Source organism: Streptomyces gilvus (assembly GCF_022513565.1).
In the GTDB taxonomy this organism is placed as follows: domain Bacteria; phylum Actinomycetota; class Actinomycetes; order Streptomycetales; family Streptomycetaceae; genus Streptomyces; species Streptomyces gilvus.
This window is the reverse complement of sequence record NZ_JAKWBE010000041.1, coordinates 14510-34132: the sequence shown is the minus strand read 5'-3', so window position 1 is coordinate 34132 and position 19623 is coordinate 14510. Positions and strand designations below refer to the sequence as shown.

At 72.6% G+C, this 19623-nt stretch carries 21 protein-coding genes and 2 pseudogenes; 7 read left to right on the top strand and 16 right to left on the bottom strand.

What is annotated here, in order from left to right:
• Window positions 1–147: 147 nt before the first annotated feature.
• From MKW14_RS37530 to MKW14_RS37520, 3 genes are all read left to right on the top strand, one after another.
• Window positions 148–3054, top strand: coding sequence for a SpoIIE family protein phosphatase (locus tag MKW14_RS37530; RefSeq protein WP_240870756.1), 2907 nt, complete (start codon window positions 148–150; stop codon window positions 3052–3054).
• 143 nt (window positions 3055–3197) lie between these two features.
• A complete protein-coding gene (locus MKW14_RS37525; RefSeq protein WP_240870754.1) occupies window positions 3198–4049 on the top strand; it encodes a helix-turn-helix domain-containing protein in 852 nt (283 codons plus the stop codon).
• A gap of 52 nt (window positions 4050–4101) precedes the next feature.
• Complete coding sequence (locus tag MKW14_RS37520; protein WP_240870752.1) at window positions 4102–4518, top strand: VOC family protein; 417 nt, start codon at window positions 4102–4104, stop codon at window positions 4516–4518.
• 9 nt (window positions 4519–4527) lie between these two features.
• Here MKW14_RS37520 and MKW14_RS37515 read toward each other — a convergent pair whose 3' ends face one another.
• The 6 genes and pseudogenes from MKW14_RS37515 to MKW14_RS37490 form a co-directional block, all read right to left on the bottom strand.
• Window positions 4528–5634, bottom strand: a complete 1107-nt coding sequence (locus tag MKW14_RS37515) for an FAD-dependent oxidoreductase (RefSeq protein WP_240870750.1) — start codon at window positions 5632–5634, stop codon at window positions 4528–4530.
• Window positions 5635–5789: 155 nt separating this feature from the next.
• Entirely contained in the window at window positions 5790–7118 is a 1329-nt protein-coding gene (locus MKW14_RS37510) for an enolase C-terminal domain-like protein (protein ID WP_240870747.1), read from the bottom strand.
• Window positions 7119–7159: 41 nt separating this feature from the next.
• Window positions 7160–7480: pseudogene (locus MKW14_RS37505) on the bottom strand (GntT/GntP/DsdX family permease); the annotation flags it as partial.
• 221 nt (window positions 7481–7701) lie between these two features.
• A complete protein-coding gene (locus MKW14_RS37500; protein WP_240870746.1) occupies window positions 7702–8463 on the bottom strand; it encodes a sulfite exporter TauE/SafE family protein in 762 nt (253 codons plus the stop codon).
• A gap of 74 nt (window positions 8464–8537) precedes the next feature.
• Entirely contained in the window at window positions 8538–9716 is a 1179-nt protein-coding gene (locus MKW14_RS37495; RefSeq protein WP_240870744.1) for a Gfo/Idh/MocA family protein, read from the bottom strand.
• Complete coding sequence (locus tag MKW14_RS37490) at window positions 9686–10396, bottom strand: ThuA domain-containing protein (protein ID WP_240870741.1); 711 nt, start codon at window positions 10394–10396, stop codon at window positions 9686–9688. Before MKW14_RS37490 ends, MKW14_RS37495 begins: the two co-directional genes overlap by 31 nt.
• An 88-nt stretch (window positions 10397–10484) precedes the next feature.
• Here MKW14_RS37490 and MKW14_RS37485 point away from each other — a divergent pair, with 88 nt between their 5' ends.
• Together MKW14_RS37485 and MKW14_RS41120 are read left to right on the top strand one after the other, a co-directional pair.
• Complete coding sequence (locus tag MKW14_RS37485) at window positions 10485–11273, top strand: SGNH/GDSL hydrolase family protein (protein ID WP_240870739.1); 789 nt, start codon at window positions 10485–10487, stop codon at window positions 11271–11273.
• Entirely contained in the window at window positions 11167–11937 is a 771-nt protein-coding gene (locus MKW14_RS41120; protein WP_308314676.1) for a zinc-binding dehydrogenase, read from the top strand. The genes MKW14_RS37485 and MKW14_RS41120 overlap by 107 nt, the downstream gene beginning before the upstream one ends.
• Window positions 11938–11946: 9 nt before the next feature.
• Here MKW14_RS41120 and MKW14_RS37475 read toward each other — a convergent pair whose 3' ends face one another.
• Together MKW14_RS37475 and MKW14_RS37470 are read right to left on the bottom strand one after the other, a co-directional pair.
• The gene (locus tag MKW14_RS37475; RefSeq protein ID WP_240870736.1) at window positions 11947–12123 is read right to left on the bottom strand and encodes a hypothetical protein; all 177 of its coding nucleotides are present in this window, start codon (window positions 12121–12123) and stop codon (window positions 11947–11949) included.
• A gap of 85 nt (window positions 12124–12208) precedes the next feature.
• On the bottom strand, window positions 12209–12832 hold the full coding sequence (locus MKW14_RS37470; RefSeq protein WP_240870734.1) for a DUF6629 family protein: 624 nt from the start codon (window positions 12830–12832) through the stop codon (window positions 12209–12211).
• Window positions 12833–13033: 201 nt separating this feature from the next.
• On the opposite strand from MKW14_RS37470, the gene MKW14_RS37465 reads away from it, so the two are divergent.
• Window positions 13034–13228: a hypothetical protein gene (locus tag MKW14_RS37465; protein ID WP_240870732.1), complete on the top strand. Its 195-nt coding sequence runs from the start codon at window positions 13034–13036 to the stop codon at window positions 13226–13228.
• A 32-nt stretch (window positions 13229–13260) separates the two neighbouring features.
• Here MKW14_RS37465 and MKW14_RS37460 read toward each other — a convergent pair whose 3' ends face one another.
• Entirely contained in the window at window positions 13261–14316 is a 1056-nt protein-coding gene (locus tag MKW14_RS37460; RefSeq protein WP_240870730.1) for an NAD(+)/NADH kinase, read from the bottom strand.
• A 43-nt stretch (window positions 14317–14359) separates the two neighbouring features.
• On the opposite strand from MKW14_RS37460, the gene MKW14_RS37455 reads away from it, so the two are divergent.
• On the top strand, window positions 14360–14563 hold the full coding sequence (locus MKW14_RS37455) for a hypothetical protein (protein ID WP_240870729.1): 204 nt from the start codon (window positions 14360–14362) through the stop codon (window positions 14561–14563).
• 4 nt (window positions 14564–14567) lie between these two features.
• Here the strand turns inward: MKW14_RS37455 and MKW14_RS37450 are convergent, their stop codons facing one another.
• The 7 genes and pseudogenes from MKW14_RS37450 to MKW14_RS37420 form a co-directional block, all read right to left on the bottom strand.
• The gene (locus MKW14_RS37450; RefSeq protein ID WP_240870727.1) at window positions 14568–14921 is read right to left on the bottom strand and encodes a VOC family protein; all 354 of its coding nucleotides are present in this window, start codon (window positions 14919–14921) and stop codon (window positions 14568–14570) included.
• 58 nt (window positions 14922–14979) lie between these two features.
• Window positions 14980–15366, bottom strand: a complete 387-nt coding sequence (locus tag MKW14_RS37445; protein ID WP_240870725.1) for a LysR substrate-binding domain-containing protein — start codon at window positions 15364–15366, stop codon at window positions 14980–14982.
• Between the two features lie 174 nt (window positions 15367–15540).
• Window positions 15541–16209 carry a response regulator gene (locus MKW14_RS37440; RefSeq protein ID WP_240870722.1) on the bottom strand — a complete coding sequence of 223 codons (669 nt, stop codon included), beginning with the start codon at window positions 16207–16209 and terminating at the stop codon, window positions 15541–15543.
• Window positions 16206–17501, bottom strand: a complete 1296-nt coding sequence (locus tag MKW14_RS37435; protein WP_240870720.1) for a sensor histidine kinase — start codon at window positions 17499–17501, stop codon at window positions 16206–16208. The genes MKW14_RS37440 and MKW14_RS37435 overlap by 4 nt, the downstream gene beginning before the upstream one ends.
• A gap of 19 nt (window positions 17502–17520) precedes the next feature.
• Entirely contained in the window at window positions 17521–18363 is an 843-nt protein-coding gene (locus tag MKW14_RS37430; protein ID WP_240870718.1) for an ABC transporter permease, read from the bottom strand.
• Window positions 18360–19298, bottom strand: coding sequence for an ABC transporter ATP-binding protein (locus tag MKW14_RS37425; protein WP_240870716.1), 939 nt, complete (start codon window positions 19296–19298; stop codon window positions 18360–18362). The genes MKW14_RS37430 and MKW14_RS37425 overlap by 4 nt, the downstream gene beginning before the upstream one ends.
• Before the next feature lie 186 nt (window positions 19299–19484).
• Window positions 19485–19604, bottom strand: a pseudogene (locus MKW14_RS37420) (transcriptional regulator); the annotation flags it as partial.
• Window positions 19605–19623 lie beyond the last annotated feature (19 nt).

Below are 19623 nucleotides of genomic sequence, written 5' to 3'. Positions count from 1 at the left end.
CTGCCCGTGCGAGGGCACGGTACACGGCCGAAATTTCAACAACTTGCCGTTGCCCGTTGACCGTTGGGGAGGCAGAGTGGCGAGAAGCGGCCGGTCGGAATCTGTGAAGCAGGTTTCGATCGGAAACAGGAACGATAGGTTCCCACCATGAACGCGCGGCTCGCTCTTCTCGGCTCGGTGTCTCCCGGTGTGACGGAGAGCGAGGTCTTCAGGCTGGCGCTCGGACAGGCGGTCAGCGAGCTGAGCGGGCTCGGCGGCACCATGCACCTGCGCGGGCCGATGTCGGCCCTGCGGCTGGTGTCCTCGGTGGGGCTGCCGCCCGCGCTCACCCGCTCCTGGGAGATCGTCGATCAGGCGGGCCCCCTGGCCCCGGCCCGCGCCCTCCAGCAGGGCGAGGGCGTCTGGGTGCCGCACTCCGCTTCCGGCACCGCGCCGGAACCGGCCTGGCCCGGCACGGGGCTCGCCGCCCTGCCGGTGTTCAGCGGGCGGCGCAGCATCGGCGCGCTGACGGTCCTGGCGGGCGACCGGGGCGAACCCACCCCGCAGCACTGGGACTTCCTGCGGGACGTCGTCGCCTGGACCGAGGACCGTATGGCCCAGGCCCCGCCGCCGTCCGGACCCGCGCAGCCCGAGCTGAACGGCGAGCGCCTGCGCCACGCCCTCAAGGAGGTCCAGGTCGGTTCCTGGGACTGGGACATCCGGGGCGGCGACCTGATCTGGGACGAGGCGGCCCTGGAGCTGTACGGCACCCGGCCCGCCGACTTCACCGGGAAGATCGAGAACTGGATGCGGATCGTCCACCCCGACGACCTGGCCCCCACCCTGGCGGCGGCCCAGCGGGCGATCCTCGACCACAGCGTCTACGAGGCCGAGTACCGGGTACGGCGCCTGGACGGCACCTGGGGCTGGACGCAGGCGCGCGGCCGGGCCACGTACGACGAGAACGGCGAGCCGCTGCGGATGATCGGCGTGGGCTGGGAGAGCAACGAGTCGCGCACCGCCCGCGACGCGCTCAGCCGGGCTCTGCGGCACATGAGCGACGGCTTCATCGCGGTGGACGACGAGTGGCGGATCACCTTCGCCAACCTGGAGGCGGAACGCTTTCTGGGCTTCTCCGAGGAGGAGTTGTTCGGCCGGCTGCTGTGGGACCTGCCGGCCGCCCGGGACGTGCCGGGGCTGCGCAGCGGATGTCTGGAGGCGGCGGCCGAGGAGCGGCCCACCGGCTTCGACGTCCTCGTCCCCGACTGCGGACGGCGGCTGCATCTGCGGCTGGTGCCCGGACCCGACGGGCGCACCCTCTACTTCCAGGACGTCACCGAGAAGCGGCGGCTGGCGGAGGAACAGCAGGCGGCCGAGCGCGGCGCGGCCGAACGCTCGGCTCGCCTGGCCGAACTGACCGCGGAACTGGCCAAGGCGACGACCTCCCAGGACGTGGTGGACGTGGTCGCCCGGCGGGTGCTGCCGCCGTTCACCGCCGCGGGTCTGCTCGTTCAGGTCATCGAGGAAGACCGGCTGCACCACGTCGGGGCGGTCGGCTATCCCGACGGCTTCGTCGAGAAGCTCGACACCCGCCCCCGGTCGCGAAGCGGCGACCCGGCGTGGGACACGATCACCGCCGGGACACCACTGTTCCTGTCCTCGACGTCGGAGTTCGCCGCGCGCTACCCCGAGATGGCGTACCTGGCGGCCGTCGGCGGCAAGCGGTCCTGGGCCTTTCTGCCGCTGACGGCGTCCGGGCACACCTTCGGCGTCTGCGTGGTCGCCTTCGACCGGCCTCGGCTGCTCACCTACCAGGAGCGCGACCTGCTGACCACCATCAGCGCCCTGGTCGCCCAGTCCCTGGAACGCGCCCGTCTCTACGACGCCGAGCACACCCGGTCCCGCGAGCTCCAGCGCAGTCTGCTCCCCCAGGTCCTGCCCGACCTGCCGGAGTGCACGGCCGCCGCCCGCTATCTGCCGGCCGGGCCGGGCACGGACGTGGGCGGCGACTGGTACGACATCATCCCGCTGTCGGGCGGACGGGTAGCGCTCGTCGTCGGCGACGTCATGGGCCACGGTCTGCCGGAGGCGGCCACCATGGGCCGGCTGCGCACCGCCGTGCACACGCTGGCCGACCTGGAACTGCCGCCCGACGAGATCATGGGCCACCTCAACGACATCGTCGACGGCATGGGCGAGACCTCGTACGTCACCTGCCTGTTCGCGGTGTACGACGCCACCACCCGGGTCTGTTCCATCGCCCGCGCCGGACATCCGCCGCCCGCCCTGGTCCGCCCCGACGGCTCGGTGCACTTCCCCGAGCACGAGGCCGATCCGCCGCTGGGCGCCGCTGAGCCGCCGTTCGAGACGGTGGAGTTGGAGGTGCCGGAGGGCAGTCTGCTGGTGCTGTACACGGACGGTCTGGTCGAGTCGGCGAAGCGGGACATCGACGAGGGGACGGCGGAACTGGCGCGGCTGCTGGGCACGGCCCACGCGGACGGCACGGCCGTGGATCTCGAGCGGCTGTGCGACACGCTGACGGCCGGTCTGCTGCCCGCCGGCCAGCAGGCCGCCGACGACGCCGCGTTCCTGGTGGCGCGGCTGCACGCGCTGCCCGCGGACCGGATGGCGTCCTGGTCGCTGCCCCAGGACCCGAAGGCGGCGGGCCAGGCGCGCCGCCATGTCCGCGAGCAACTGACCGCCTGGGACCTGGACGGCCTGACCGCCACCACCGAGCTCCTGGCCAGCGAACTCGTCGGCAATGTCGTGCGGCACGCCAAGGGCCCGGTGCGGCTGCGGCTGCTGTACCGGGCGGGGCTGGTCTGCGAGGTCTTCGACGGCAGCCAGACCATGCCGCGGATCCGGCGGGCGACGGAGACGGACGAGGGCGGCCGCGGCTTGCAGCTGATCGCTGCCCTGTCGGCGCGCTGGGGCGCGCGCTACACACCGACGGGCAAGTGCATCTGGGCCGAACTGCCGCTGCCGGACGGCTCGGACGAGGAGCCGTCCGACGCGACGGAGCTGATGTTCCTCGGCGGGGGTGACCTCGAGACGGACTGGGACGCGCTGCTGTGAACTCCCGCCCGGCACGTCGCGGAGCAGGACGAGCGCCCGCTGGTCGGTGACGTCGCCGGGCACGACCGGGGTGGCCGCTCCGAGCCGAGGCGCTGCCCGGCCGTCCACGAGCCCGTTCCGGCGCGGCGCGGCACAATGGCCGTATGGGCGGCGAGATCGTGGACGAGGCGGTACGGGTCGGGCCGGCGCCGCCGTTGCGGGGGCTGGTCGGCTGGTACTCCGGCTACCGGCAGCGCGGCGTCCCGGCCGCCACGCACCGCGGGCTGCCCTCGCCGTGGCTGACGCTGATCCTGACCCTGGACGAGCCGCTGAGCATCGCCGCCCACCCCGACCCGGGGGCCGCTCCGGGCGAGTATCCGACCCTGCTCGGCGGTCTGCACACCTCGCCCGCCCTCATCCGGATCCCCGGCCGGCAGTCCGGCGTCCAGCTGGCGATCAGCCCGCTCGGCGCCCGCGTCCTGCTGGGGCTGCCCGCGGGCGAGCTGGCCGGGATCGACGTCCACGCCGACGACGCCCTGGGCGCGGACGTGCGCGAGGCGCACGACAGACTGCGCGAGGCACCGGACTGGCCCGCCCGCTTCCGGGTCCTCGACGACTGGCTGCTGGCCCGGATGGCACGCCACGACGGCACCCGCACGGCCGCCGCACCCCTCACGGAGGCCTGGCGGCGGCTGCTGGCCACCGGCGGGCGGGCGCGCGTCGAGGAACTCGCCGCCGTCACCGGCTGCAGCGACCGCCATCTGCGCAACCGCTTCCGCGCGGAGATCGGCCTCACCCCCAAGGCGGCCGCCCGGGTCGTCCGCTTCGACCTGACCCGGCGCCGTCTCGCCCGGCGCCCCGGCCGGTCCGACCTCGCCGCTCTGGCCGCCGACTGCGGTTACGCGGACCAGTCCCACCTCGACCGGGAGTTCGCGGCGCTGGCCTCCTGCACACCGAGCGCCTGGCTGGCGCAGGAGTTCCGAAACATCCAATCCGGGCACCATCCGCCCGCGTGACGCTGAAGGGGTACGGCCGACTCCGGCTCCCCGCACCGAAAGGCCCGCCGTCATGACCGACACCGCCAAGCAGCCGCCCGCCCCGCAGGTCTGGCCCACCCTGCGCGCCCGCGACGCCCGGGCGCTGATCCGCTTCCTGGTCGACGCCTTCGGCTTCGAGGAGACCGTCGTCTACGGCGACGGCGACCTCGTCGAGCACGCCCAGCTCAGCTGGCCCGAGGGCGGCGGGGTGATGCTGGGCTCGGTGCGCGAGAACCAGGAACCCGGCGAGGGCCCGACCCCGCCCGGCGCCTTCAGCGCCTACGTCGTCACCGCCGACCCGGACGCCGTGCACGCCCGCGCCAAGGCGGCCGGCGCCGAGATCACCACCGGCCTCCATGTCACCGACTACGGCTCCCGCGACTTCGCCGCCCGCGATCCTGAGGGCAACCGCTGGTACTTCGGCACCTACCGGGGCGAGCCGCGCTGAGTCCCGTTCTCAGGTCGCGGTGTAGCCGAGCTGGCGTCGCATGTACGGCGTCATCAGGGTCTTCGCCTTGGCCAGCACCGAGGCGCGCCCTCCCAGGACGGCGGTCTCACCGCCCGGCATGGGCAGCGCGGTGACGCCGTCGGCGGAGCCGAACGGGACGATCATCGGGGTGCGGTGGAAGGGCCGGTACGGGCGCAGGTCCCCGCGGTGGCGGCCGCCGCTGTTCAGGTAGGTGCGGATGTTCCAGGCGGCGAGGTCGGCCTGGGCCAGCGCGGCCGGGGTGATCTTGAGTTCGGTGGCGTCGTTGACGTCGCCGACCGCGAAGACGTCCAGGCGTCCCCCGACGCGCAGTGTCCGGTCGACCTTGATGTGTCCGGCCTCGTTCAGCCAGTCGCCGTGGCCGCCCAGTCGCAGCCAGAGGGTGTTGGGCGTGGTGCCCGTCGCCCAGAAGGACAGGTCCGCGGCGAGGACGTTGCCCCGGGCGTCGCGGTAGGTGCCGAAGTCGTTGCCGGGCGACATGAACGAGTCGAGGCGGACCTCGACGTCGTGTGACTGAAGCCAGGCGCGGGCGCGCCGGCCGGCGCGCGCGATGCCCGTCGACTGCAGCAGTTCGGTGCCGGAGTGGGCGAGGGTGACCCGGGCGTCCGGGCGGGCCAGTCGGATCTCGGCGCTGAGTTCGACCCCGGAGGGGCCGCCGCCGACGACCAGGATGTGCTCGGCGCCGGCCACCTTGTGCTGGTGGCCGGCGAAGGCCTCGACCGCCTCGTCGGCGGTGCTGCCGACGAAGCGGGCCGGTTCGGGGTAGTCGGCGCCGGTGGCGATCACCACCACGTCGTACGGCAGCCGCTCTCCCGTGCCCAGCACCACCTGCCGCTCGGCGGTGTCGACACGGACCACCTTGCCCACGACGACCCGGCCGTGCCGCAGCAACCGGTCGTAGGGGATGAACGGCGTCACGGACCACTCCGGGCGGACTCCGGCCCGCAGGGAGGCGATCCGGTGGAAGAACACCTCCTTGCGGTCCACGAGCGTCACCCGCGCCGCCGCGTCGAGTCGTTTCGCCACGCGGACGCCCGCGTAGCCACCGCCTATCACCACTACGTCGCCGTGCCGCACGCCGGGTCTCCTGTGCAAGTGGGGGTGGTGAGCGGCGCCCTTCGTCGGCTCCCCCGGCCACTCGAACTGGTGACGAGCCTAGCGCTTGAACTTTTAAGCACATGAGGGGAGTTTGTGTGCGTCCCGTGAAGCGATGGGGCGGATTCGCCCCGAACTCAGCGCACGAGACAGGGGCGTTGGGCGTCGAAGGTCCAGCCGTCGATGAGATGGCGCATGCCGATCGCGTCGTCGCGGCCCGACAGCGCCTTCGCCCGGTACAACTCGTGGGCCGCCATGAGCCTTTCCCGGTCGAGGCGGACGCCGAGGCCCGGGGTGTCCGGCACGGCGACCTCGCCGCCGACGATCCTCGGCGGCTCGACGGTCAGCCGTTCCTGTCCCTCCTGCCAGATCCAGTGCGTGTCCAGCGCGTTGTACTCGCCCGGGGCCGCGGCTCCGCAGTGCGCCATCATCGCGAGCGAGATGTCGAAGTGGTTGTTGGAGTGGCAACCCCAGGTCAGCCCCATCGCGTTGCACAGCTGGGCCACGCGCACCGACCCCTGCAGGGTCCAGAAGTGCGGGTCGGCGAGCGGGATGGAGACGGACTGCAGCGCGAGCGCGTGGGTCAGCTGCCGCCAGTCGGTGGCGATCATGTTGGTGGCCGTCGGCAGCCCGGTGGCCCGGCGGAACTCCGCGAGGATCTCGCGGCCCGAGTAGCCGCCCTCGGCTCCGCAGGGGTCCTCGGCGTAGGCGAGGGTGCCGACGAGGGGGCGGCACAGCTCGACGGCCTCGCGCAGGGACCAGGCCCCGTTCGGGTCCAGTGTGACCCGGGCCTCGGGGAAGCGGTCCTTGAGCGCCCGTACGGCCTCGACCTCCTCGGCGCCGGGCAGGACACCGCCCTTGAGCTTGAAGTCCCGGAAGCCGTAGTGGTCGTAGGTCGCCTCGGCCTGGCGGACGATCGCCTCGGGGGTCAGCGCCTCCTCGTGACGGAGGCGGTACCACTCCACGTCCGCGTCCGGCGCGCGGTGGTAGTCGAGGTCGGTGCGGTCGGGGTCGCCGACGTAGAAGAGGTAGCCGAGGACGCGTACGGCGTCGCGCTGCTTGCCGTCGCCGAGGAGGGCGGCCACCGGGACCTCCAGATGCCGGCCGAGGAGGTCGAGGAGGGCCGACTCGATCGCGGTGACGGCGTGCACGGTGGTGCGCAGGTCGAAGGTCTGGGCGCCGCGGCCGCCGGTGTCACGGTCGGCGAACTCGGCCTGAACGGACCGGAGTACGCGCTTGTAGTCGCCGACGCGTGCGCCCAGCACGAGGTGTTCGGCGTCGCGCAGGGTCTGGGTGATCTGCTCACCGCCGGGCACCTCGCCCAGTCCGGTGCGCCCTTCGGAGTCCTCGATGACGAGGACGTTGCGGGTGAAGTAGGGGGCGTGGGCGCCGGAGAGGTTGAGCAGCATGGAGTCCCGGCCGGCGACCGGGTAGACGGAGAACGTCGTGACGACGGGCTGGGTCATGGGCAAGTGCCGTTCTCTTGAGGGGGGTTGGCGGTGAGCGGTCACACGTTGAGGGCGTCGAGCACCTGCTCGAGGACGAGCACGCCGCCCAGGCCGAGTATCGCGAGCACCGTCGTATAGGTCGTCCGTGCCTTGATCGCGTCGATGACGGACAGGTTGAAGTACTCCTTGAACATCCAGAAGCCGGGATCGTTCACATGGGAGAACGCGATCGAGCCGCAGGAGACGGCGAGCACCATCACCTCGGGGTGGATGCCGCTGCCGGCGAGCAGGGGCAGCGCGACACCGGAGGCGGTGACGACGGCGACGGTCGCGGAGCCGAGGGCGACGCGGAGGATGACGGCGATCAGCCAGGCCAGGAGCGAAGCCGTTCAGCCGGAGTTTGGTCATCAGGAACAGAAGGATCAGCACGCTGACCCCGACCACCACGAGCGGCATCTGTCAGTTCTCCCTTGAACCGCTGTGCATATATCTGAACGAAGTCCCCTCATGAGGACGTCGTCTACATATGAGGACGGAGGTTAGGTTGATCGACACGTCCGGGTCAATGGGTGTCCACCGGTCGACTTGCGCTGACGCGCCGTCAGCCGGTCCGGTACCAGAGCGACACGGCCAGCCCGAGCCCCGCCAGCGCGATGGCGATCCGCAGCGGTTTCTCGGGCAGCCGTCGTACGACCACCGGTCCCACCCGGCTGCCGATCAGACAGCCGAGGCCGAGTGCCGCTGCCGCCTGCCAGTGGACCGGCGCGAGGAAGGCGTAGGCGATCGCCGCGGTGACGTTGGCGGCTCCCGTGGCGACGTTCTTGACGGCGTTGGTCACCCGGAGCGGCTCGTCGGCGGCGAGGGACAGCACCGCGAGCATCAGGACGCCGGAGGCGGCCCCGAAGTAGCCGCCGTAGAGCCCCACGAGGAGGACGGCGAAGATCAGCGGGAGCCGGCCGCGCAGGCCGTCGCGTGACGGGCGTCGGCCGGCGATGCGGCGCAGTGGTTCACGTACGAGAATCAGGACCGATCCCAGGGCGATCAGCCACGGCACGACGTGTTCGAAGGTCGACGACGGCGTGCCCAGCAGCAGCGCCGCGCCGACCGAGCCGCCGACCGCCGAGAGCAGCCCGAGCCGGACCAGACGGCGGCGCTGTCCGCGCAGTTCCTCTCGTGAACCGGCCGCGGTTCCCAGGGTGTTGGTGAACAGCGCGACCGCGTTGGTGACGTTGGCGGCCACCGGCGGCAGACCGGCGGCCAGCAGCGCGGGATAGCTGAAGAGCGAGGCCAGTCCGGCGATCGATCCGGCGAGCCCGGAGGCGACGCCGGCCACGGCGAGCAGGAACACGGAGCCGGCCGACACGGGGCCTCCCTCTCCAGTCGGTGAGCACGGAGGCCCCATGTTGCCCGGTGAACGTCCCGTATGTAAGACGGTGTCTACATAGGGAGACAGCCTTGGGTGCCCTCTCGGGTTCCCTCTCGGGTTCCCTCTCGGGGTCCCTCTTGCGGGTCCTGAGGTCCCTTCCACATCCACGCCGGGGTGAGCGGGACCGGCTCGGGTCGTTCCACCGAGGTCGTCAGGGTGATGCGTCTGCCCTCGGCCGCGGAGCACAGCAGCGCCGTCATCGTCTCCAGCACGTGCAGGGCGACGTCCCCGCCGGCGCGGGGCGGGCGCCGGTCGTCGGCCCTGAGGAAGTCGAGCAGGCCGATGCCGCGGGCCGCGTCGGCGTAGCCCGCCGACGGAGGGAGGGTGCGCCAGCCGGTGCCGCCCAGCTCGTAGAGCCGTACCTCGCCGTCGAAATGGTTGGGATCGGGGACGGCCAGGGTCCCCTTCTCGCCGTGGACCTCGATCGGCGCGGCGGTGGTGGTGACGCCGTCGAAGCTGGTGGTGAGGGTGGAGAGGGCGCCGCCGGCGTGTTCCAGGACGCCGGAGACATGGCTGTCCACCTCGACCGGGACCCGCTCCCCCTGACGCGGCCCGGACCCGATGACCCGCTCACCGCGCAGCCGGCTGGACGCGCCGGTCACCGTCCGTACCGGGCCGAGGAGGTGGACGAGGGCCGAGATGTAGTAGGGCCCCATGTCCAGCAACGGGCCGCCGCCCGGCGCGTAGTAGAAGTCGGGGTTGGGGTGCCAGCGTTCGTGGCCCGGGGTGACCATGACCGCCGACGCCGCGAACGGCCGCCCGATCAGCCCGGCGTCGACGGCCGCGCGGGCTGTCTGGGTACCGGTGCCCAGGACGGTGTCCGGCGCGCAGGCGACACCGACTCCCGCCGCGGTGGCCGCGTCGAGGACCGCTTTGCCGTCGTCGAAGGTACAGGCCAGCGGCTTCTCGGCGTAGACGTGCTTGCCGTGGCCGATCGCGCCGAGGGCGATCTCGGCGTGCGCGGCGGGGGTGGTGAGGTTGAGGACCGTGTCGAGGTCGGGGGCGGCGAGCAGATCCTCGACGCTCAACGCCTCGGTGCCCGGCAGCTGTTGGGCGACCTCGGCCGCTCGGGCGGCGTCGAGGTCGGCGACGGCGGCGATCCGCACGCCGGGGTGCTGCGCGAGCGTGCCGAGGTACGCCCGCGATATGACGCCGAGCCCTACGATGCCGATGCGGTGCGCGTCGCCCACAGCATTCCCCTCTCGATGACGGTACGGACGGCGGTGTCCTCCAGTACGTCGAGACTGTGTCCCGGCGTGGTGACGACGACGCGTCCCTCGCCCCAGCGCCGGGTCCAGATCGCCGGCGAGGTCACCGGACGGTGCCAGGGCTGCCAGGGCCGTACCGGATGGGTGGTGGTGGCGAGGACGTCGATGAGGTCGTCGTGGAGCACCCAGTACTGCTCGGTCTCCAGCTCGAAGTCCTCCAGCCCCGCGGTCACGGGGTGTTCGCGGCCGAGTTCCGTGAAGTGCACGGTGTGCGGCAGGAAGTTGTCCTCGGCCTCCCCGCGCCGCAGACAGGGTTCCTTGCCGGGGTGGGTGGCGAACTGGCCGCCGATCAGGTGGAGATAGTCGGCGGAGGCGCGGAAGGAGTCGGCGATCCCGCCGTGCCAGCCGGTGAGGCCGGTTCCCGCGGCGACCGCAGCGCCGAGTCCGGCCACCTGCTCGTGGGTGATCTCCGCCATGGTCACGCACTGCACGATCAGATCGGTGGCCGCCAACTCCTCGGCGTCGCCGTACACGTCGGTCGACTCCTCGACGCGCACGGCGTAGCCGTTGTCCTCGAGGAAGGGGATGAACAGCTCGGTCGCCTTGACCGGTTGGTGCCCCTCCCATCCTCCGCGCACCACCAGGGCCCTCTTCTGCGCCACGTGCCACTCCCTCTCCGGTTGTTGGCTTCGACGCAAGGGGGCCTGCCCAGCCTGAACCACGGATGAACCGAAGTTAGACTCGGGCGGCATGACCGTCTCGCACCCGTTCAACCGTTACGTCGCGATCGGCGACAGCCTGACGGAAGGCGTCGGTGATCCCGGCCCGACGGGCGGGCCCCGGGGCTGGGCCGACCGGCTCGCCGAGACCCTCGCACGGACGCAGCCGGGTCTGACCTACGCCAATCTGGCCGTGCGCGGGAAGACCAGCACCCAGATCAGGGCCGACCAGCTGGCCCCGGCGCTGGCGCTGCGGCCCGACCTGGTGACGGTGACGGCGGGCATGAACGACGTCGTACGGCGGCGCCACGACCCGGAGGCGGTCGCCGCGAACATCGAGGAGACGTTCGCCCGGCTGACCGCGTCGGGGACGCATGTCGTCACGATGACCTTCCCCGACCTCGGCGGGATCTCCCCGGTGGCGCGCCGGGTGCGACCGCGCGTCATCGGCCTCAACTCCCGGGTGCGTGACCTCGCGGGACGGTACGGCGTGGCGGTCCTGGACGTCTTCCCGCATCCCTTCACGGCCGACCCCCGCCTGTGGAGCGACGACCGCCTGCACGCGAGCCCGCTCGGACACGCCCGGATCGCCGCCGGGATGGCCCACACCCTGGGTCTGCCGGGCCACGAGAACTGGGCGGAGCCGCTTCCCGCCCTGAGCCCGGTGTCGGTGTTCCGCGCCCTGGGAGCCGACGTCCGCTGGGCGGTGGACCATGTCGGCCCCTGGGCATGGCGGCGACTGCGCGGCCATGTACCCGGCGACGGCTTCGTGGCCAAGCGCCCCGTGCCGAGCCCGGTACTCCCCCAGCACGCGAGCTGAACCAGCGGCGGGTATCGACTCCAGCGGCGTACGGGCCTCCTCACGTGATCGACGCCACGACAGATGTTCAAAATTTGAAGCACACCCCCTAGGGTCTACCGCCAGTGCCACCGCCTACCAGGCCATCGAGGCGGCCCGGCTGGACACCGGGCACGTCATCCTCGTCAACGGCGCCTCCGGAGGCGTCGGCCAGTCGGCGATCCAGTTCGCCGTCCACGAAGGGGCACGGGTGCTGGCCACCGCCGCCCCCGACGTCGCCGGTCACCTGCGCGACCTCGGCGCCCACGAGACCCTCGACTTCACGGCCGCGCCCGTCGCCGAGCAGGTGCCGGCCGCTCACCCGGACGGCATCGACGCCGTCCTGGACCTGATCACCCACCCCGGCGGCGACATCGACGCCTTCGCCGCGCTCCTCAAGCCCGGCGGCCGGCTGATCAGCACCAACCACGCCGTCGACCCCGGCGCCCTGGCCGCCCGTGAGATCCACGGCGTCAACCTGTCCAGCAGCCCCAGCCAGGCCGAACTCGGGGCCCTCGCCGACCTCACGGCCGCCGGAAAGCTCCGTGTGACCGTCGACGCGGAGATCTCCCTGGCCGACGCTCCGGCCGCCGTGGCCCGCGCCCGCTCCGGCCACGCCCGCGGCAAGACTGTCATCCTGCTCTGAGCCGTACGGTCATCCGCCGCCCGGATCCACGGACTCGCGGCCCTCGCACTCCCTCTCGACGACGTCCCGCCCGTGCCGCCACCGCGGCGCGGGAGTCGATGTCCCGCGCGGGACGTGGACGTGCCCGCTCAGGCGGCGCAGCGGTGTCACCCGGCTGCGGATCCGTGACGTTCCCCTGGTGTTCATGGTCCCACCCTGAATCGCGGGATCCGGCGCAACCAGGTCCCTCCCGCACGCAGGATCACCGGTCCCGGTAGCGACACCACCACCGTCAGCGGGAATACGCGGGCTCCCGGCGCACCACCCAGCCGTACACGACCACGGAGCACAGGGCCGCGAACGCGCACCACGTCGAGACGAACTCCAGCCGCCACAGCGCCCAGCACACCAGCGCCCCCACCCCGGCCAGCAGACCGAGTCCGCGCACCCACCGGTCGGTGGCCAGCAGCAACGCGCCCACGGTGGCGAGCAGATACCCCGCCACGAGCACACCCCCGTGGGTCAGCCCGAGCGCGTAACCGACGGTGTGGCCCCGGATCTCGGCGCGGACGGGACGGGTGGCGATGGCGTACGCCAGCGCGGCGGCGGTCGCGACCCCGCTCGCCATGGGAACGGCGAGCCGGGCCCGGCCCTGTCGCGGAACCGCGCACAGCACGGCGAACGGCACCCACACCGCCAGCAGCGGAAACGCGATCACCGCCCAGGCGACGGTGGCCGGACCGGTACCGCCGCCCACATTCCAGACCCACGCCTCGACCAGCTGATGGCTGCCCAGCAGCAACGGCAGCGCGGCGAGCGGCAGTTCACGCACCCGCTGTAACCGCGCCACACAGACGGCACCGACCCCGGCGATCCCGGCGCCGGCGACGAGATCGGCCGTCGCACTCCAGCACATGGCTCCACCCTGACCTCGACCGTGCCGCGCCGCCACGGCGAGACACCCGCGTGCGTACCGCTGCTCAGTCCGCCGGCGGCGGCCCGCAAACCGGGAGAGCTGAAATCGTCACCACCTTGACCGGTGATGCGAGACCTGCAAGGGTGAGTGCAGCGACGGATCGCACGACTCGATCCGTCAAGCGAACAGGGGAGGTTGACCGTGGAGATCCAGAGCACCCCGGACAGCGCCGCGGCCGCGCGCCACGCACGGTTCGGCACGTTGCCCGAGCGCATCCACTACGAGGACATGACCGAGGAGAAGGCGGCCACACCGCACGACCCGGCCCGGGAGGCCTACAACCCCGAGGGCGCCTGGATGTCCTTCTCCTGCCTGGCGGCGGACCTCGGCCTGTGAGACGCCCGCGCCGACCGGGGACTCATCACCGGTCAGGACGGTGAGGGCGGCGGCAGCCGGAGGTGGCGCACGTCCTCGGGGACGGGACCGCTGGGGCGGAACAGCGGCGCCGACTCGCCGTCCGCGGCCGTGGCCGGCGCGTCGGTCAGGCGCATCCGGTCGCGCAGACGGCCGTAGAAGTCGGCGGGGCTGAGCCGGACCAGGCGCAGCGGCTCCGGCGCCGCGATCACGCCGATCCAGTCCCCGGGTTCGAGGACACCGCGCGGCTGGCCGTCGACGCTGACGGCGGCGCGCCCGGAGTGGGGCAGGACGCGCAGGGCGATCGGCTCGTCGGCGTTGGCGATCACCGTGCGGTTGAACGTCATGTGCGGGGCGACCGGCGTGAACACCACCGCCCGCATCCGGGGCGAGAGCACCGGTCCCCCGGCCGCGAAGCTGTAGGCGGTCGAGCCCGTGGGGGTGGCGACGATGAGACCGTCGGCGGAGTACGAGGCCAGCAGCCGGCCCGCGATGTAGACGCCGACGCTGACCTGGCGGTCCCGGGCCAGCTTCTCCACCACGATGTCGTTGAGCGCGGTGACGTCCAGCGCGATGCCCCAGGAGTCGTCGGCACCGGACCGCGGCGGTGGCGGCGGCAGCGCGGGACCTCGGCCGTAGCACAGGATCTGCTCCATGTCGGAGGGCATCTCCAGCGGCTTGGACGCCCGCATCGTGAGGGTCATCCGCTCCTCGCACTCCGACCGGCCGGCGTGTACGGCGTCCAGCGCCCGTTCGACCTCGGTGACCGGCGTCTCGGTCAGGAAGCCGACCTTGCCCAGGTCGACGCCGAGGACCTGGATGTTCTTCTTCGCCGCGATGCGGGCGCCGCGCAGGAAGGTGCCGTCCCCGCCGAGCGTGACGATCAGGTCGGGACTGCCCGCCGCCCGCATCTCCTCCCGGCCGCTTCGGCGGCTGCCCTGCCCCTGCCACACGTCGATGTCCACGCAGCCGATGTCGCGCCGCGCGCACCACTCGCGCACGGCCTGCGCTCCCGACACCGCCTCGGGACGTCCTTCGTGCACGACGAGTCCCAACCGGCTGATCGGCATGTCGTCTCCCGGGCTGCCGTGGTCTGTCTGCGGGCTCGTGAACATGGTCACAGCTTTCGCGGACGCCTGCCATGAGGCCGACGGACAAGCGCGCTTCATCGCCGTCTTCTTCGCGGGCGGCGCGCTGGGCTCGCAGCTGGGCTCGGTCGCCTACCACGCGGACGGCTGGAACGCGGTCACCGCGCAGGGCGCCGTCCTTCCCGTCCTTGCCCCGCTGTACTGGCTGACGGAGCGGCGGACCCGCTGAACCGTCAGGCGGGCTGCCAGAGTTCGATCCGGTTGCCGTCGGGATCGGTGACCCAGCCGAAGCGGCCGACGCCCTCCATGTCCTGGCTCTCCGGGTCCACGTCCGCTCCCTTGCCGCGCAACTGCGCGAGCATGGCGTCCAGGTCGCGGACCCGGAAGTTGAGCATGGTCTGCTGGGCGCGGGAGCCGAAGTAGTCGGTGCCGGACTCGAAGGCCGCGAACACCGTGTCCCCGGGTTCCTGACGCCACAGGCCGTGCTCGTCGGTGTCCAGGCCCAGGCACTCCCGGTACCACGCGCTCAGGGCCTGCGGGTCGGTCGCCCGCAGGAAGTATCCGCCGATTCCCAGCACACGTTCCATGCCGCCATCCTGCCAGGACCGGCCGTGTCCGGCCGGGCGAAGTCCCGGTCCCGGCCGGTCAGGTGATGTGCCGCAGCAGCGCGGCGACCGCCGGCGGCACGGGACCGGGCGGACGGGCCAGCAGGACGTCCCAGTGCGGAGCCTGCCGGGTGAAGCGGCGCGGGGTCAGATCCGGGAAGCGGGCGGCGATCGACTCCGGCATGACGCAGACCCCGAGGTCGTGCCGGACCAGCTCGGCCGCGGCCACGATGTCGTTGACCTCGAACGCCGTGCCGCGCTCCACCCCGGCCGACCGGTAGGTCCGGTCCACGGCCTGGCGGACGGCCCATCCGGGGACGAAGTCGACGAACGGCAGGCCGGCGGTCTCGGCGGGGGTGACCTCGCCGGGCCGGGCGAAGGACCGCGCGGGCGCGGCCGCCAGGACCATCTCCTCACGGGCCAGCACCTTGGTGACCAGCCCCCGTTGCTGTTGCCGGTCGAAGGCCGGGGTCGGTGTACGTCGGCGTGGTCGGGGTGAACCCGACGGCGAAGGAGGCGGCCCTGGCGCTGAGCCGGGCGGCGGGCATCGCGGGGAAGGGTGCTCGTGGGCCCGTCCGCCGAACGGGACGGATGACGTCGCTCAGCCCGCGTTGGGCCGGGCGAGACCGATGTCGTAGGCGAAGATCACCGCCTGGATGCGGTCGCGGGCGCCTATCTTCGCCAGGACGCGGCCGACATGGGTCTTCACGGTGGACTCGGAGAGCACGAAGTGCGCGGCGATCTCACCGTTGGTCCAGCCCTTGCCGATCGCTTCGAGGATCTCGCGTTCGCGGTCGGTGAGGCCGGTCAGTCTCGGGTCGTCGTCCGGATCGCGGCCGGTGGCCGGCCGGCTCCGGGCGTACTCGTCGAGGATGCGGCGGGTGAGGGCGGGGGCGATGACGGCGTCGCCGGCGGCCACGGCGCGGATGCCGGCGAGGAGTTCCTCGGGGCGGGCGTCCTTGAGGAGGAAGCCGCTGGCTCCGGCGCGCAGGGCGGCGTGGACGTACTCGTCGAGGTCGAAGGTGGTCAGCACCAGGATGCGGGAGCGGTCGCCGGCGGCGACGATGCGGCGGGTGGCCTCGATGCCGTCCATGCCGGGCATCCGGACGTCCATCAGGACCACGTCGGGGCGCAGTTCGGCGGTCATGCGGACGGCCTCGGCTCCGTGCGCGGCCTCGCCGACCACGTCGGTCTCCGGGACCGACTCCAGCAGGATGCGGAAGGCGTAGCGCTGCAGCGGCTGGTCGTCGACGATGAGCACGGTCGTCACTCGGTACCGCCCTGGGGGGTGAGGTCGAGGGTGGCCCGGACGCTCCAGCCGCCGCCGGGCGCCGGGCCGGCGCTCACCTTGCCGCCGTAGAGAGCCGCCCGTTCGCGCAGCCCCACCAGGCCGTGTCCTTCCTCGCCGGGCGGTCCGGGGAGCAGGGCGGGGCCGGTGTCCTGGACGCGGATGGTCAACAAGGTGTCCTCCACGACGATCGCCAGGTGCACCCGGGTGTCGGGGCCGGCGTGCTTGAGGGTGTTGGTGAGGGCTTCCTGCACGATCCGGTACACCGTCAACTGCACTCCGCCGTCGAGGGTCTCCACGTCCCCGGAGGTGCGGTAGACGACCTCCAGACCGGCGGCGCGCACCCCGGCGCACAGGGCGTCGATGTCGGCGAGACCGGGTTGCGGACTGAGCGCGGGCCCGGTGCCGGACGTGCCCGCACTCTCGCGCAGCACGCCGAGCACCCGCCGCAGCTCGCTCAGCGCCTGACGGCCGGTGTCGCCGATGAGCTGCAGGGCCTCCTTGCCCCGTTCGGGCGCCAGGTCGGTGGCGTATCTGCCGGCGTCGGCGAGGGAGATGATGACGGACAGGTTGTGGCCGACGATGTCGTGCATCTCGCGGGCCACCCGGGCCCGTTCGGTGGCGACCGCCAGCCTGCCGCGCTGGTCGCGCTCTATCTCCAGCCGCGCGGCCCGCTCCCGCAGACCGGCGAGCTGGGCCCGGCGGATGCGGACCGTCAGTCCCAGCGCGAGGGCCGCGGTCGCCGTGCTCAGCAGGAAGAACAGGGCGTCCCACACGGACACCGCGTGCGACACCCGCAGCGCGACCACGGTCATCGCGGCGACCGTGGCCGCGCAGGCCCACGGCAGCTGCCGCAGCCGCCCGTGCAGCACCAGGCTGTACAGGGCGATGAACAGGGCGAAGTCCGCGCGCAGTCCCGCGCCCAGCGACCACTGCAGCAGGACGACGGCCGTGATGACGCCGAAGGTCATGAGCGGCCGTCGCCGCCGCCACAGCAGGGGCAGCACCAGTCCGACCTGCACCGCCAGCACGGCCGGCAGGGGCAGGTCGGTGAGGGCGAGGCGGAGCCGGTGCGGTCCGTCGTCCCCCGTGGCCACGCCCGTGGACCGCAGCAGGTCCGGCACGCAGAACAGCAGGAAGACCAGGACCACGACCGTGGTGTCCAGCGCCCAGGGCCGCGCCCGGTCGGCCTGCCGGAGCCGCTGGCCGGCCCGGGCGAGCCGGGCGACCAGCGGCCCCAGCCCGCCGGCGTCGTCGTAGGTCACGGATGTCACCCGTCCATGGTGCCGGTGCTCAGACGTCGCTGCGCACCAGCCGGTACGCCGCGCCGGCCAGCGCGAGGACCGTCCAGCCGAGGAAGACCCACAGGCCGGCGCCGGGCGAGAGGCTGGTGGCGTCGTGGGTGAGGGCGTACATCGACTCGCCGGCGTTGCTGGGCAGGTAGGGGCTGATGTTGTCCTGCCAGGAGCTGGGCAGCAGCGTCACCAGGCCCGGAATCAGCATCAGCGTGGCGACCAGCACCGAGATCCCGCCGGCCACCGAGCGCAGCAGCATACCCAGGGCCGCGCCGATCACCCCGACCAGGCCGAGGTAGAGCCCGGCGCCGAAGAGGCTGCGGACGACACCGGCGTGCGACAGGCTCATGGCGGCCGGCGTGCCGGAGACGATGCCGCTGCCGATCTGGAAGGTGACGAACGCGCCGACCGTGCCGACGACGAGCACGACCACGCCGTACAGGGCGGCCTTGGACCACAGCACGGGCAGCCGGCGCGGCACCGCGGCCAGCGTCGAGCGGATCATGCCGGTGGAGTACTCGCCTGCGGTGACCAGGACGCCGAGGACGCCGAGGGCCAGCTGGGCGAAGTTGGTGCCGAACAGGGACAGATCCAGGCCCGTCCTGCTGGCGAAGCCCTTGTCGAGGGTGCCGGAGTCGTATCCGGACTTGTAGCGGGCCGTGGCGATCAGCCCGAACGCGACGAGGAACAGCAGCCCGAGCCCCAGCGTGATCCAGGTCGAGCGCAGGGACCACAGCTTGGCCCACTCCGAGCGCAGCACTCCCGCCGGGGTGACCCGGTAGGCGGGGCGCCGGGGGGTGGTGGTGCGCGGTGTCTGGGTGGTCGCGGTGATGGTGGTCATGCCGCCCTCCCGGGGGTCTCGATGGCGGTCGTCGTGCCGTGGTACTCCACCGCGTCCCTGGTCAGGTCCATGAAGGCCTGCTCCAGCGACACCGAGCGCGAGCTGAGCTCGAACAGGGCGATGCCGTGCTCGGCCGCCTTCAGGCCGATCTCGCGGGCGGTGACCCCGGTGACCTGGAGTTCTTCGGAGCCGATGTGCCCGGTAATGTCGACGCCGGGTCCGGCCAGCACCTCCCGCAGCCGTGCCGGGTCCTGGGTCGCCACGGTCACGGTGTCGCCGCCGGCCTCGCGGACCAGGTCGCTCACGGTGGTGTCGGCCAGCAGCCGCCCCCGGCCGACGATGATCAGGTGGTCGGCGACGAGGGCCATCTCGCTCATCAGATGCGAGGACACGAAGACCGTACGGCCCTCTTCGGCGAGCGAGGTCAGCAGGTTGCGCATCCACAGCACGCCCTCCGGGTCGAGCCCGTTGACCGGCTCGTCCAGCATGACCGTCTGCGGGTCGCCGAGCAGGGCCGCCGCGATGCCGAGCCGCTGTCCCATGCCGAGCGAGAAGGCACCGGCCCGCTTGCGGGCCACACTGCCCAGTCCCGCGAGGTCGATGACCTCGTCGACGCGGCTGCGCGGGATGCCGTGGGTCAGCGCCAGCGCCTTGAGGTGGTTGTAGGCCGAGCGCCCCGGGTGGATCGACTTCGCCTCCAGGAGCGCGCCCACCTCCTGCAGCGGGGCCCGGTGCTGGGCGTAGCGGCGGCCGTTGACCGTCACGGAACCGCTGGTCGGGGCGTCCAGCCCGACGATCATGCGCATGGTGGTGGACTTGCCCGCGCCGTTGGGTCCCAGGAAGCCCGTCACCGTGCCCGGCTTGACGACGAAGTCGAGCCCGTCCACGGCCGTCTTCTCCCCGTACCTCTTGGTGAGCTGTTGTGCCTCGATCATCCGCGTGCTCTCTCTCGGTCCGCGGCACCGGTCGGCCGCCGCACCTCACACGCTAAGGAACCGGACCGTCCGATCCGGTGGTACCGGGGTTCGATCTACGCCGGGCGGGTGGTACCGGGGTACTACGCGGGGTCGTACGCCCGGGGTCAGTCGCCGTCGGCGCTCTGCACGAGGTCGAGCAGTCCTTCCGCAGCTGCGGCTCCAGTCGGCGGAGCCGGCGAGCTCGCGGATCAACTGCAGACCCACGGGATCGGCGACCGCGGACAGTGCCGCGAGCACGGAGACGTCCTCTGGATCGGTGTGCACCGGCGACTGAGCCGGGACG